Origin of the sequence: Aquirufa novilacunae (assembly GCF_045310505.1) — a bacterium.
Classification (GTDB): Bacteria; Bacteroidota; Bacteroidia; order Cytophagales; family Spirosomataceae; genus Aquirufa; species Aquirufa novilacunae.
The window spans coordinates 745,295-758,829 of record NZ_JBEWZG010000001.1 but is presented as its reverse complement, the minus strand read 5'-3'; the positions used below and the strand labels follow the sequence as shown (position 1 = coordinate 758,829).

Below are 13,535 nucleotides of genomic sequence, written 5' to 3'. Positions count from 1 at the left end.
GATGAAGAAGATACTACCTATTTTTATCCCGCTTTCCTTATTAGTCGTATGGTTCATGCATGGTTCAGACCTGCAAAATCAAGTGACCTACCAAGAAGGTGATTTACAGCCTTCTGCTTTGCAACGTAAGGTGGAGAGTAAGGTATTCGAGATTTTGAGCAACTACCATTACCGGAAGATTCCTGTGAATGATTCGTTGTCTTCGAAGATTTTTGATGCCTACATCAAGCAATTAGACCCGAACAAGGTGTTCTTTTTAGCAGAGGATATAAATGAGATTGAAAAGTATCGTTTAGCGATAGATGAGGCGCTTAATCTAGGCGATTTGACTCCCGCATTTCAGATTTATAATATTTACCAAAAAAGAATGAAGGCGCGTTATGCCTTCATCAACGCTCAATTAGATAAAGCGGTTGATTTCACGATTGACGAAACGTATCAGCCGAATCGCGAGAAAGCGGTTTGGGCTAAATCAGAGGCTGAGCTAGATGATTTCTGGCGCAAGGACATCAAGCGTCAATTATTGGATTGGAAAATTGGCGGGAAAGCTGATACAACGTCTGTACGTGAATTAAAAGAGCGTTATAAGCGGACGGAGAAATACATGGCGAAGACGAAATCGGAGGATGTATTTCAGATTTTCATGAATGCCTATACCGAGAGTATTGATCCACATACATCGTATATGATTCCAAAGGCTGCGGAAGAATTTAATAAGGATATGTCCCAAAGTTTCGAAGGGATAGGGGCAACACTTCGTTTAGAGGGGGATTACGTAACTATTTTTGATTTAGTACCTGGCGGTCCAGCGTATAAAAGCAAACAAATTAATCCGAAAGATCGCATCGTGGGTGTGGCGCAAGGAGATGATGGCAAGTTTGTTGATGTGATCGGTTGGTTTACGGATGATGCAGTGAAATTAATCCGCGGCCCGAAAGGAACGGTCGTACGTTTAAAAATCTTACCAGCTTCTGGCGTGACAGGTTCACCTACAACGGAGGTTCGCATCGTTCGCGAGAAGATTAAATTAGAAGAGCAAACGGCGAAGAAGGAGATTTTGTTCCAAAAACAGGGCGACAAAACCTTGAAAATTGGTTTAATCACCATCCCGATGTTCTACCGTGATTTTGAGGGTGCGCGTAATAATGAAGCAGGTTTCAAATCTACCTCAGCCGATGTGCGTAAGTTCTTAGTCGAATTCAAGAAAGAAGGAATCGATGCTTTACTAATCGATTTACGTAATAATGGGGGAGGGTCATTGATCGAAGCGGTAGACTTAACCGGTTTGTTCATTACTTCCGGTCCTGTCGTTCAGAGAAAAGAGTCTACTGGCCAAATCACCCAAGAAAACGATGAGAATCCTGAACTTGTGTATGACGGACCGATGGCCGTTTTAATTAACCGTTTCTCAGCTTCAGCTTCAGAAATTTTTGCAGGTGCGATTCAAGATTATCAACGCGGAATCATCGTAGGTGAGCAATCTTACGGAAAAGGTACGGTTCAAAGCGTATTGGATTTAAGCCGTTTTGTTCGTTCGGAAAAAGAGAATCCTGGGGTATTGAAAATTACGTTGGAGAAATTCTACCGCATCACGGGTAGTTCGACGCAGCACAAAGGGGTAAGCCCTGATTTCGCTTTACCCTCTGCATTCTCAGCCGAAGAATTTGGCGAAAGTTCTCAGCCAAGCGCCTTGCCTTGGGATATGATTCGCTCGACTACGTTTACGAAGACCGGTAAAGTGAATCCAGTGGTGGTGAAACAATTACAAGCTGCGTTCCAGGCACGTTTAAAAACGAAGCCAGAATTGTTGAAGTTGAAAGAAGATTTAGAGCGTTGGAAGAAGTTAAAGGAGACGAATTCCATTGCCTTAAATTACGATAAGCGTAAGAAAGAATTAGATGACCAAAAGAAAAAGCCAGATGAAACTCAGGAGGTAATGGCTTCCTTAACGGGCTCAGAAACACTTATTGTTGACGAAAAGAAAGTGGAGTCAAAAGAAAAAGACAAGCACGCGAAGGATACGTATTTAAAGGAAACACAGCAGATTATCGCTGATTGGTTAAAAGGTCCTGTGGCACCTGTTAAAGCAGTAGCTAAGAAATAATGAAAGCACTGGCTGATATATTGAGTGAATCTGCAGTGGTTGTTCGGGAGACTGGGCAATGGATTTTGCAGCAATCATCTCAATTCACGAGCTCAGATATCATCTACAAAGGGACGAATGATTTAGTTTCTTTTGTAGACCAACAAGCCGAGGCGAAATTAAAGCAAGGCCTTTCAGTCGTTTTTCCGGAAGCGCAATTTATCGCGGAGGAAACCTCTTCGAATTACGCAGAGGTAGGGGATGGCCACTATTGGGTGATAGATCCTTTAGATGGCACCACGAATTTCTTGCATAAATTGCCCGTTTTTGCCGTCTCTGTGGGTTTGATTTATCAAAAGCAACCCATTTTAGGTCTCATTTATGAGCCTAATCGCGATGAATTATTTACGGCAGCAAAAGGAAATGGGGCCCATTTGAATGGTAAACCTATTCAGGTTTCGCCGGAGAATTCTTTGTCGAAATCCTTATTAGCTACCGGTTTTCCTTATTATGATTTCTCGTACCAAGATCGGTATTTAGATTTATTAAAGGAACTGATGCGCTCTTCTCATGGTTTAAGACGCATGGGAGCAGCGGCCATTGATTTAGCTTACACGGCCTGTGGGCGTTTTGAAGGGTTCTTTGAAGCGAATTTGAAGCCCTGGGATGTGGCAGCAGGTAAAATTATCATTGAAGAGGCAGGAGGAATGGTGACTAACTTTTCTGGTGGCCAGGATGTAATTTTTACGGGTGAAATTATTGGAGCGGGTCCTATTTTCTCGGAATTTTTAGGAACTTTGCAGTCAAAGTGGTTTGATTAACATGGAAAATATCCTCATCTTTTTGGTTTTTGCTGCCGCGGTATTTTACCTGGTTCGGATGGTGTATAACCAGTTTTGGGGTGCTAGTGCGGGTAATTGTGCGAAAGGCTGCGGGACCTGTGCTGCTTCATCCACTATTGACAAGATGAACAGTGAAAGAAGCTAAATCAGCCAAAATAATCGATTTTCAGATCATTCAACGTTTGTATGGCTTCATTAAGCCCTATCGTTTTCGTTTTTGGTTTTTAGTTTTTCTAATTCTTTGCATGGCGGGAATTTCCCCCGTAGTTCCACTCCTAATTCGCTATACCTTAGATCATTACCTCGGTTTGACATTTGCCTCGGATCTATTCCGCATGCTCGGTTGGATGTTAGGGGCTTTGCTCTTGCAAACCTTATTGCAATTCTCTACTTCCTATTTAGCGGGTTATTTAGGCCAAACCGTCATCCGCGACATTCGTATCCAATTGTATGAGAAGATTGTCAATTTGCGCTTAGCGTTCTTTGATGCAACACCCATAGGTCGCCTTGTTACGCGTACCGTTTCGGATATTGAAACCCTAAATGATGTATTCTCAGAAGGATTAGCCTCTATTGCGGGTGATTTACTGCAGCTGTTTCTGATTCTAGCGGTGATGTTTTACGCGGATTGGCGATTGACTTTAATCATCGTGGCGACGGTTCCTTTCATGATCTTTTCGACTTATGTGTTTAAGGAATACATCAAGAAATCCTTTACTGAGGTGCGTACGGCGGTGGCGAACTTGAATTCATTTGTGCAAGAACATATTTCGGGGATGCTTATCGTCCAAATGTTCCACGCCGAAAAACAAGAATTAGCCAAGTTTAATCGCATTAACGAGGAACATCGGGATGCAAATATCCGCGGAATTCTCGCTTATTCGGTATTTTTTCCTGTAGCTGACGTGATTGCAGCGATTGGGACTGGATTAGTGGTTTGGGCGGCTTCTACCTATATCGTGAAAGAAGAGATGGGGGTGGGGACATTGACCGCCTTTATTATGTTCATTAATCTTTTTTACCGACCTATCCGGATGTTGGCGGATCGTTTTAATACGCTTCAAATGGGTATTGTGTCAACGGAACGTATTTTGACCTTACTCGACTCGACCGATTATATTCAAAATAATGGAACGATTCAGGCGGACGAGATTAATGGAAAAATTGAGTTCTCCGATGTTACGTTTGCTTACCAGGAGCCGGAATGGGTTGTGAAGAACGTTAGTTTTCAAGTGGAGGTAGGAAAGACTTGTGCCATTGTAGGGGCAACGGGAGCAGGAAAATCGTCCATTATTGGGCTTTTGGGTCGTTTATATGATTGCCAAAGCGGCGAAATCAAAATCGATGGCGTTCCCCTTACTTCCTATGAGATAGGATCTTTACGTAAAAATATCGCCGTCGTTCTTCAAGATGTTTTCTTATTTAGCTCTTCGATTGCCTATAATATTAACCTGGGTGATGAGTCGATTACGGAGGAGAAAATGATCGAAGCGGCGAAAGCAGTGGGTGTGCATGATTTTATCATGTCGCTGCCGGGCGGATATGCCTATGAGGTAAAAGAAAGGGGGGCGACCTTAAGTGTGGGTCAACGTCAATTGATTTCTTTTGTGCGGGCTTTGGTCCATAATCCAAAAATTATCGTGCTGGACGAGGCTACTTCCTCCGTGGATTCAGAAACGGAAGTATTGATTCAACAGGCCATTTCTACCTTAATGAAAGGGCGCACAGCCGTAGTTATTGCCCACCGTCTTTCTACAATTCGTAATTCCGATCAAATCTTAGTGATGGACAAAGGGGAAATTAAAGAGCGCGGCACTCAAGATGAATTGTTAGCTTTGGATGGTTTATATGCGCAACTCTATCATCTACAATTCAGAAAATAAACGTATCTTTACGGGCTTATGAATTTGAAAAATAAAATTATAATTGCTTTAGTCGCCTTGATCGGGTTAAGCGCGTGCGGAAAGTTCGAGAAGTTCAGAAAGAGCGCCAGCGTTCCTACGAAGTACAAAGCCGCGGTAGATTATTACAAGAAAAAGGAATTTGACAAGGCTGGGATTCTGTTTGATGAGGTATTGCCTTTACTGACAGGGGATTCTACGCAGGAAATGGCTACTTTTTATCAGGCCAAATGCGATTTTGAATTAGCGAATTACACGGTAGCTAATACGCACTTTAAACGTTTTTCTGAGGTTTTTTCTCGTTCTGAATTTGCAGAGGAATCCATTTATATGGCGGCATTCTCGCTGTACAAAGATTCGCCTAATTTCAATTTAGATCAAACGGGTACTCTGGCTGCCATTAATGAGTTGCAGAGTTATTTGAATAATTACCCGGATTCGAAGTACCGGGAGGATTGCAGTTTGATGATCAAGGATCTTCGTAAGAAATTAGAGAAGAAAGCCTATGAGAAGGCTAAATTATACTATAAAACGTCGCCTTTCAATATCGCTTCTTTAAAGTCTGCGGTTATTGAGATTACGAACTTTCAACGTGATTTCCCCGATTCAGATTATAATGAAGAGATGGCCTATTTCAAGGTAGTTTCCCAGTTTGATTTGGCCAAAAGCACGGTAGAATACAAACAAAAAGAGCGTTACGAAGAGGTTGTTAAATTCTATTTAGAGTTTATTGATAAATACCCTCAGAGCTCTTACTTGAAAACGGCAGAGAAATGGTATACGGAAAGCCAAAATGAGGTAGTTCGTATTGCCAAAATCGAAGCGGAATACAAGGCCCTACAGGAAAAAGAGAAATCGAATACCTCTAAAATTGCTACCAGTCCGCAATAGTATTTCTTAAAAATTAACGTTAAATTTGCTATCTTAAATTATATAGAGATGTCCAAGACCCCAACAAATCCATCCATCATTACACGTGATGTAGATAAGATCGCTGCTAAAACTGGTAACGTATATGAATCAATTACCATCGTAGGGCAACGTGCTCGTCAGATTTCGAGCAAGATGAAAGAAGAATTATCAGGTAAATTATCTGAGTTTGCTTCATCTGTGGATAACTTAGAAGAGATTTTTGAGAACCGCGAGCAAATCGAAATCTCTAAATACTACGAGCGTATGCCTAAGCCATCTGCTTTAGCTATCGATGATTTCTTAGCTGATAAAGTAGATTTCAGAAACCGCGAAGAAGGTACAACTGAAAACCAATAGTTTTTATTTGATCGAACGATCATGAAATCCATCCGATTTCTATTGATATTCTTATTAAGTTCTTGGGCTGTTCAAGCTCAAGAACTTTCTACTTTTATAACGATCAGTACAGAGCAATTACAGCTCGATCAGCAGCGTGGTAGTTCTCAAGTCTACGTTGAATTACAAAGAACGATGCAAGAATTTATGAATGGCCGCCGCTGGTCATCAGATAATTTTGCCCCGGAAGAAAAAATCAAGCTAAATATCAATTTACTATTAACGAAGTCATCTGCTCAAGGTGATATTGAAGCCTCAGCGCGCATTCAAGTACTGCGCCCTGTTTTTAATACGTCTTACGAGACTGTACTTCTGAATTTAGTTGACAAGAACTTCAACTTCAAATACCAAATAGGTAACCCCATCACGTATAATGACAATAGCTATTCAGATAATTTGAGTTCTCTGATGGCCTTTTATGCCTACATCGCATTAACCTATTCCTACGATTCATTTGGCCCGAAAGGAGGGGAGCCCTTCGTTCAAAAGCTCACCAACCTAACTAATTTAGCCCAAAACTCCGGCTCAGGCTGGGGAACAATGGCTGATGTTCGCAGTCGTATCGGTATTTCTGAAAATCTGATTAATCAAAATTTGCAAGCCATGCGCGAGGTATATTATGATTACCACCGCGTCTATCTTGATAAAATGGCTGAGAATCCGGATGCAGCCAGAAAAGGCTTGCTAGAAATCCTCAAGCAAATTCGTCAAGTAAACACTTTACGGCCAGGAGCCGCCTCAATTCGGGTCTTCTTTGATGCAAAATCGGAGGAGATTATTTCCATTCTCAACGAAGCTAGTCCTTCGGAGCGTCAGCAAGCGTTTACGTATCTGAGTATGTTGGATCCAATTCGAACGGAGGCGTATCGCATTTTACTAAAATAGCCTCTGGCTATTTTAGTAAAATGCGATAAAGCATAAAGCACAAAGAATAAAGAATAAAGTCCGAAGGAAATGAGTTCGTTGGAAACATTTCAGAGACTATCCCCGCAGGGGATTCCATCTTTATACTTTGTGCTTTATTCTTTATGCTTTTATGTTTGAGTCAGAAGCTCCGCTTTTTAACTCAAACACCGCTACCAATTCCGTCTTGTCCGTCACCTTATTGCGGTTATCGATTCTTTGTCCTAAAATCCAGGCAACGGAGCCTTTGCTTAAAAGGATTTGGGTGTTCTTTTTGATAGCAAGAGGGACTTTTTTGTCCGTTAAGAAATCAGATATCAATTTCTTTTGATTCATCCCAAGTGGGCAGAACCAGTCGCCTTCTTGCACTTTGCGGATTTCTAAAGGGAAATCCAAGGTGTCTGCATCAAGGCAGGCTACGTTTGGATCTGTGATGGCTTTCCAGTCTGCTGTTCTTTCTTCAATGAAAATGTGCAATTCTTGATTGCCAATGGTGATGACCTCATCTTCTTCTGAAATGACGATGGGTTTATAATCTGCTTGGCTCTTTAAGCTGATAATCCATTGGCCGCGATCGATATTTAACGAGTGGCTAGGGGATTCAAAGATAGCACCTACTTTATCAGCATGTAATATTGACTCAATACTAGCTGAGTTAAAGTGGTATGAAAGTAATAACTCCGTGAGTAAAACGGTGGTTTTGGAAGAGATGGCAGGCAATTTAATGCAAGTGTTTCCAGCGGAATCTGTCGTGCAGTATTCATTTTTAAAGGCCTGTAGTTCATCTTGTAACCAAGATTCGATCCCTTTGATTTTTGCGCTGGTAGCGGATAGCGTTTGCTCAAACTGGGGATTTAGCTCCTGGAATTTGGGCAGGATCTCGTGCCGAATAAAATTGCGCTGGTATTTAGTGGATTCATTGGAAGAATCTTCTCTCCAGGCTAATTTATGCGAGACAACGAAATCAAAAATGGCTTCTTGACTTGCAAAGGAAAGGGGTCTAATTAAGTGACCCGATTTTACAGGAATTCCGTGAAAACCGGCGATTCCGCTACCTCTTACGAGGTTAATGAGCATCGTTTCGGCACTATCGAGTTGATGGTGACCGGTGGCGATGTAATCGTATCCTTCTTTTACACGGATTTCTTCAAACCATTGGTAGCGCAAAATGCGGGCCGCCATTTGGGTGGAGATTTTTTCCTGTACAGCGAAGGCGTTGGTGTCGAAGCAAATGGTGTGGTAGGGGACTTTGAGGGTTTTAGCGAATTTCTTTACAAATACCTCGTCTGCTAAGGACTCTTCTCCCCGAAGGCTGAAGTTCACATGAGCGATGCCGAAATTAAATTTGGCCAAAGAAAACAGTTTACTCAATACAATCGAGTCGATTCCGCCGCTAACAGCGACCAAAATTTTCTGATCGGTTTGGAATAAATTCTCTTTTTGGACAAAATGGATAAAATCTTCCAGCATAAAAATGGTAAATTGCGTGTTCAATGGAGCTACGAAATTAGCGATTCAATTTCAAGATGCGTTACAAAGGTTGGATTTTCCTGGTATTTCTTCTGAGTTTGTCGCTATTCGCACAGGCTCAGGGTCAGCTTTTGCAAGTCATTCGCGCAGATAGTTTGAACGGAATGCAGCAGGAATTAATCATGCGCAAAACCTTAATCGGTCGCGTATTACTGCAACAAGGAACAACGACGCTTTATTGCGATCAGGCCGTTTTAAATTCGACCACGAATAATGTGGAAGCCTATGGCCACGTTCGGATCATTCAAGCTGATACGGTGACGATTACAGGTGATACCGCTCTTTACAATGGAAATATGCGCCAAGCCTACATTAGTGGCCGCGTGAAATTAGATGATCATACTATCCTTCTGAATACCCCTAAATTGGATTATGATTTGAACTCTAAAATGGCAATTTACCACTCTGGAGCAAGGATTATTGACAAGAAATCCACTTTAACGAGCCGGGAAGGATTTTATAATACTGTAACTAAGAACTTCTTATTTAAGGAAAAGGTGCGGGTCATTGATAAAGACGGAGGTTCTGTCAAGGCCGATTCCTTGAAATACAATACAGCTTCGAAAGAAGCCTATTTCATCGCACCCACGCAGATTATAACGAAGAAGGATACGGTCATTACGAGTCGCGGTTTTTATAATACGATTTCCAAAGTCTCTAATTTCACCGGTCGTTCGACGGCAAAAACAGATGAATATATTTTGACGGCTGATACCTTATTCTATGATTCTCCCACACAAATTGGGGTTGCAAAAGGAAAAGTGGAATTCATTTCTCAAAAGGAAAAGGTCATCCTGAAAGGCGATAATGGCCGCTATGCGGGTAAAACAGGTGTCACGCGAGTTTATGGACATGCTTGGATGCAGAATATCATGGAAAAAGATACGCTGTATTTGACGGCGGATACCTTGGTTTCTGTTAACATTAAAAAGGATTCCATTCGGAAATTATTTGCCTATAAAAACGTGCTCATTTATAAGTCGGATTTGTCTGGTCGCTGTGATTCGTTAGGATATAATGTGCAGGATTCGATTATTTATTTCTACCAAAAACCCATTCTCTGGACCCAAGATTCTCAATCGCAAGCCGACTCTATTTCTTTATTTATGGGTAATCAAAAGCTGAAAGAGATGCGCCTTCGTGGAAAGTCTTTCGTGATTTCGATTGATTCTGCAAATCATTTCAATCAGATAAAGGGTCGTAAGATTTGGGTGCATTTCAAAGAGGATTCCAAATTGAATCGAGTGAATGTCGAGGGAAATGGGGAGAGTATTTATTACGTCATTGATGACAAGAAAGTAACCACGGGTCTGAACCGGGTGGAATGTAGTCGAATGAACTTGTTTTTCGAGGACAATAAAGTCAAGAAAATTGCCTTTATAACGAAGCCTGAAGCTAAATTCGTCCCTCCAAAAGAATGGAAAGGGGATCTTCAAGAATTAGACGGATTCAGGTGGCGTATTTCAGAGAAGCCTTCGCTTCAAACGATTTTGAATCGAGTTGAATATCAAGATCTTGTTAAAAAACCTTAAAATGAACAAAGGGATGTGAATTTGTACTACTTTCGTCTCAACGAATTGAGCATGAAAATAGTATTACGACATATCACTTTATTTTTAATCCTAGCAGCCCTGTTTGGATTTAAAAATGACACCTTACTTTTTCAAGGCGATCGCATATTCGTTTCACACTTATACCCTAATCCAGCTGCAGATTTTGCCTTAGTTGATTATCAGTTTTCTACGAACAATCAAGAGGTGAAGATTGCAATCTACAATGTGCTAGGATTACTGGTGAAGGAAGTAGAGTTAGATCGGGAAGATCGATCCGCTAAGATTTCGCTAAAAGAATTGAATAGTGGCTTGTATATGTACCAGTTGCTGGTGGATGGTAAACCCGTCGCCACGAAGAAATTGATGGTTAGAAAGCAATAAAAAAGAGCCGCCTGCATAGCAGGCGGCTCTTTTTGAAATACATCACTTAAAATCCACTAACTGTTCTTTTGATGAAGGCCGTTAGATCAGCCCCTGTCAATAAGTTTTGTGATAATAAAGCTAGATCTGAGATTTGTTTCGCCAGCGCTTTTTGTTCGCTTTCGTCTTTTAAATCAGCTAGTTTATTGATCAATGGGTGATTCGCATTGATGGTGATGTTGTAGGTATTTGGCATAGCACCAAACATTCCCATTCCACCGCCACCGGTTTTAGACATGTCACTCATTCTGCGCATAAACTCGTTTTGAGTTACGATAGCAGGTAATTCATCGGGTGACATCGCTTCCACTGCGACTACTTTTTGTTTGTCATTCAGAGTTTCTTCGAAGACTTTCTTCACGCTCTCTTTTTGCGCATCAGATAAAATAGCTTCTAACGTAATCCCTGTATCAATTAATTTGTCGACCGCATCAGCATCCACACGCTTCCATTGCGTCTTTTCTAGTTTAGACTCCATCGTGTTAATGAAGTGGCTGTCGATCAGGGTATCCAATTTAATGACTGAATAACCTTTGTTTTGGGCGGATTGAATAAAGGCATCTTGTTGCTCGACATCGGTGGTGTATAAGTAAATCTTGTTTCCATCTTTGTCAGTTTGGGCAGCTTGCACCTCTTCACTGTATTCGTCTAACGTGAAATATTTGTTATTCGTATCTTGCACTAAACAAAAATCTTTTGCCTTCTCTAAGAATTTCTCATCCGAGATCATTCCGTACTTGATGAATAAGCCGATGTTCGCGAATTTCTCTTCGAAAGCTGGGCGATCTGATTTGAATAATTCAGCTAATTTATCCGCCACCTTTTTCGTGATGTACGAGTTGATCTTCTTCACGTTCGAATCGGCTTGTAAGAACGAGCGAGATACGTTTAATGGAATATCTGGAGAATCGATCACCCCGTGTAATAACATCAAGAATTCTGGGACGATGTCTTTTACTTCATCAGTAATGAATACCTGACGGCTGTAAAGGGAGATTTTTTCGCGTTGCAATTGCATCTCGTTCTTCACTTTTGGGAAATATAAAATACCCGTTAAATTGAACGGATAGTCCACATTTAAGTGAATCCAGAATAGTGGCTTCTCTTGGAATGGATATAATTCCTCGTAGAATTTCAAGTAATCTTCGTCCGTTAAATCAGATGGAGATTTAGTCCAAATCGGGTTCGGATTGTTGATGACCTTATCGCCAAATTCAATCTCGGTTGGCAAGAACTTACCATATTTCTCAAGGATGGACTTTAATTTGAACTCCTCTAAAAACTCTTCTGAATCCTCCGCGATGTGCAAGATGATATCTGTACCCCGGTTTTTCTTTTTCGCTGGTCCGATCGTGTATTCCGTAGAACCATCACACTTCCAGGTAGCGGCTTCTGAACCTTCTTGGTAGGACTTAGAGATGATCTCTACTTCTTTTGCGACCATAAAGGCTGAGTAGAAACCTAGACCAAAGTGTCCGATAATTCCTTTGTCATCGCCTTGATCCTTGTATTTCTCGACGAATTCTGTCGCGCCGGAGAAAGCGATTTGGTTAATGTATTTCTTGATTTCTTCTGCGGTCATACCGATACCGTTGTCAGAAATCGTAATGGTCTTTTTGTCTTTGTCAAAACTAACTTTCACTTTCAACTCGCCCAATTCGCCGTTAAATTCACCAATAGAACTTAAACGCTTGATTTTTTGGGAAGCATCGACAGCGTTAGAAACTAGCTCACGAAGGAAAATCTCGTGATCCGAATAGAGAAATTTTTTGATGATTGGGAAAATGTTCTCGGTGTGAATGGAGATGTTACCTGTTTCTTTCATATTTTTTGATGTTAATAATTCCTACATTTAGGAATACTTTTGCAATTTTAATTCCAAGCCTCCCGGGGGTGTCACATTGTCAGATTTTATGAGAAAAATTGTCCTATTCTTATTGGTCACTTTTACTTCAATCGCGCAGCAAGAATCTTTACAGATGGCGTATCCATTTTTGCCCTTAGCCATTAATCCGGCGGATGCAGGAGCCTTGAAGATTTTTTCTGCCAAAGGAGTCTTTCGCAAAAAGCCCTTATTTCAAACCATCGGCGGAGCTTCGTCCTCACAACAATTAATGAGTATTGATATGCCTATGAAAAAGGGGGCCTGGGGATTGGGGTTTTTGGCATTCAACACAGATCAATCCTATGCAACAAATTCGGGTTTGATTTCTTCCAATCTGGGTTTAGCGGCAGTCGTTTCTAATCATATGTACTGGGGCAGAGGAAATCAATTAAGTTATGGAGCGAATGTGGGGATAAATCAGTATCCGATTTTGGGAAAATCTGGTACCAGTGAAATGCTCGGAAGTGTCGGAGTCGGAGTGACTTATCGAAAAGAGGCGTTGAAGGTCGGAATTTCAAAGCCAGCTAATCGTTTAGATGGATTAGGAGATACACCATTATATGTTCAAGCCTCTTATTATTTTCCTGTAGGTAATTTGCATACCTTGAAACTAGGGACAGTTGTAAGGAAGAATCGGCAGACGAAAGTAGATTTGAATGCCGTTTTTTGGTACCAAGAAAAAGTTGGAGTAGGGCTATGGTACCAGCAGACGGGTTCCGAGTTTGGTGATCCGGCTTTGTTAGGAACCCTAGAGGTGCCTTTAGGTGTTAATTTTCGGGTAGGCTATTCCTACGATTTTCTGGGAAAAAATGTATCTACTTTAGGTAGTTCCACGACGAGTGAAGCAGCTGGTTTTCACCAAATTTTCCTTAGATATGACCTGGATTTTGGTTTGGGAAAATTAGGTCAATTTCATCCCTAAAAGAATCGGTTAATTATTGGTGATTTAGGAGGAAAAAATTGAAATTATTAAAGATTTTCAAAGGCTCCTTACTAGTAGTTAGAATTCCTCAGAAATTTGTGCACTTATAGCTAAAAAACCCGGTGAAAATTAGGGTTATTTTGCGGAGCAAATAGTAAATTGCGTAGATTTTAGCATTTATATAATGT

The 13,535-nt window shown here is 41.1% G+C and carries 12 protein-coding genes; 10 read left to right on the top strand and 2 right to left on the bottom strand.

The window, feature by feature from the left end:
- Nucleotide 1 precedes the first annotated feature (1 nt).
- Genes V7S74_RS03470 through porD form a run of 7 tightly spaced genes read left to right on the top strand, consistent with a single transcriptional unit; the run spans nucleotide 2 to nucleotide 7,019 of the window.
- The gene (locus V7S74_RS03470; RefSeq protein ID WP_406777371.1) at nucleotides 2-2,104 is read left to right on the top strand and encodes a carboxy terminal-processing peptidase; all 2,103 of its coding nucleotides are present in this window, start codon (nucleotides 2-4) and stop codon (nucleotides 2,102-2,104) included.
- The gene (locus V7S74_RS03465; protein WP_406777370.1) at nucleotides 2,104-2,904 is read left to right on the top strand and encodes an inositol monophosphatase family protein; all 801 of its coding nucleotides are present in this window, start codon (nucleotides 2,104-2,106) and stop codon (nucleotides 2,902-2,904) included. The genes V7S74_RS03470 and V7S74_RS03465 overlap by 1 nt, the downstream gene beginning before the upstream one ends.
- Before the next feature lies 1 nt (nucleotide 2,905).
- Nucleotides 2,906-3,070: a FeoB-associated Cys-rich membrane protein gene (locus tag V7S74_RS03460; protein ID WP_406777369.1), complete on the top strand. Its 165-nt coding sequence runs from the start codon at nucleotides 2,906-2,908 to the stop codon at nucleotides 3,068-3,070.
- Complete coding sequence (locus tag V7S74_RS03455) at nucleotides 3,057-4,808, top strand: ABC transporter ATP-binding protein (RefSeq protein WP_406777368.1); 1,752 nt, start codon at nucleotides 3,057-3,059, stop codon at nucleotides 4,806-4,808. Before V7S74_RS03460 ends, V7S74_RS03455 begins: the two co-directional genes overlap by 14 nt.
- A 24-nt stretch (nucleotides 4,809-4,832) precedes the next feature.
- On the top strand, nucleotides 4,833-5,717 hold the full coding sequence (locus V7S74_RS03450) for an outer membrane protein assembly factor BamD (RefSeq protein ID WP_406777367.1): 885 nt from the start codon (nucleotides 4,833-4,835) through the stop codon (nucleotides 5,715-5,717).
- Nucleotides 5,718-5,765: 48 nt separating this feature from the next.
- Nucleotides 5,766-6,095: a DNA-directed RNA polymerase subunit omega gene (locus tag V7S74_RS03445; RefSeq protein ID WP_406777366.1), complete on the top strand. Its 330-nt coding sequence runs from the start codon at nucleotides 5,766-5,768 to the stop codon at nucleotides 6,093-6,095.
- Between the two features lie 21 nt (nucleotides 6,096-6,116).
- The gene (gene porD, locus V7S74_RS03440) at nucleotides 6,117-7,019 is read left to right on the top strand and encodes a type IX secretion system protein PorD (RefSeq protein WP_406777365.1); all 903 of its coding nucleotides are present in this window, start codon (nucleotides 6,117-6,119) and stop codon (nucleotides 7,017-7,019) included.
- A gap of 141 nt (nucleotides 7,020-7,160) precedes the next feature.
- On the opposite strand, the gene tilS is transcribed toward porD, so the two are convergent.
- Nucleotides 7,161-8,507 carry a tRNA lysidine(34) synthetase TilS gene (tilS, locus tag V7S74_RS03435; RefSeq protein WP_406777364.1) on the bottom strand — a complete coding sequence of 449 codons (1,347 nt, stop codon included), beginning with the start codon at nucleotides 8,505-8,507 and terminating at the stop codon, nucleotides 7,161-7,163.
- Nucleotides 8,508-8,563: 56 nt separating this feature from the next.
- Between tilS and V7S74_RS03430 the strand changes: the two genes are divergently transcribed.
- Together V7S74_RS03430 and V7S74_RS03425 are read left to right on the top strand one after the other, a co-directional pair.
- Nucleotides 8,564-10,099 carry an OstA-like protein gene (locus tag V7S74_RS03430; RefSeq protein WP_406777363.1) on the top strand — a complete coding sequence of 512 codons (1,536 nt, stop codon included), beginning with the start codon at nucleotides 8,564-8,566 and terminating at the stop codon, nucleotides 10,097-10,099.
- A gap of 51 nt (nucleotides 10,100-10,150) precedes the next feature.
- Nucleotides 10,151-10,501, top strand: a complete 351-nt coding sequence (locus tag V7S74_RS03425) for a T9SS type A sorting domain-containing protein (RefSeq protein WP_406777362.1) — start codon at nucleotides 10,151-10,153, stop codon at nucleotides 10,499-10,501.
- A 46-nt stretch (nucleotides 10,502-10,547) separates the two neighbouring features.
- On the opposite strand, the gene htpG is transcribed toward V7S74_RS03425, so the two are convergent.
- Nucleotides 10,548-12,365: a molecular chaperone HtpG gene (gene htpG, locus V7S74_RS03420; RefSeq protein ID WP_406777361.1), complete on the bottom strand. Its 1,818-nt coding sequence runs from the start codon at nucleotides 12,363-12,365 to the stop codon at nucleotides 10,548-10,550.
- A gap of 88 nt (nucleotides 12,366-12,453) precedes the next feature.
- Between htpG and V7S74_RS03415 the strand changes: the two genes are divergently transcribed.
- A complete protein-coding gene (locus V7S74_RS03415; RefSeq protein ID WP_406777360.1) occupies nucleotides 12,454-13,347 on the top strand; it encodes a type IX secretion system membrane protein PorP/SprF in 894 nt (297 codons plus the stop codon).
- The last annotated feature ends 188 nt before the right edge of the window (nucleotides 13,348-13,535 follow it).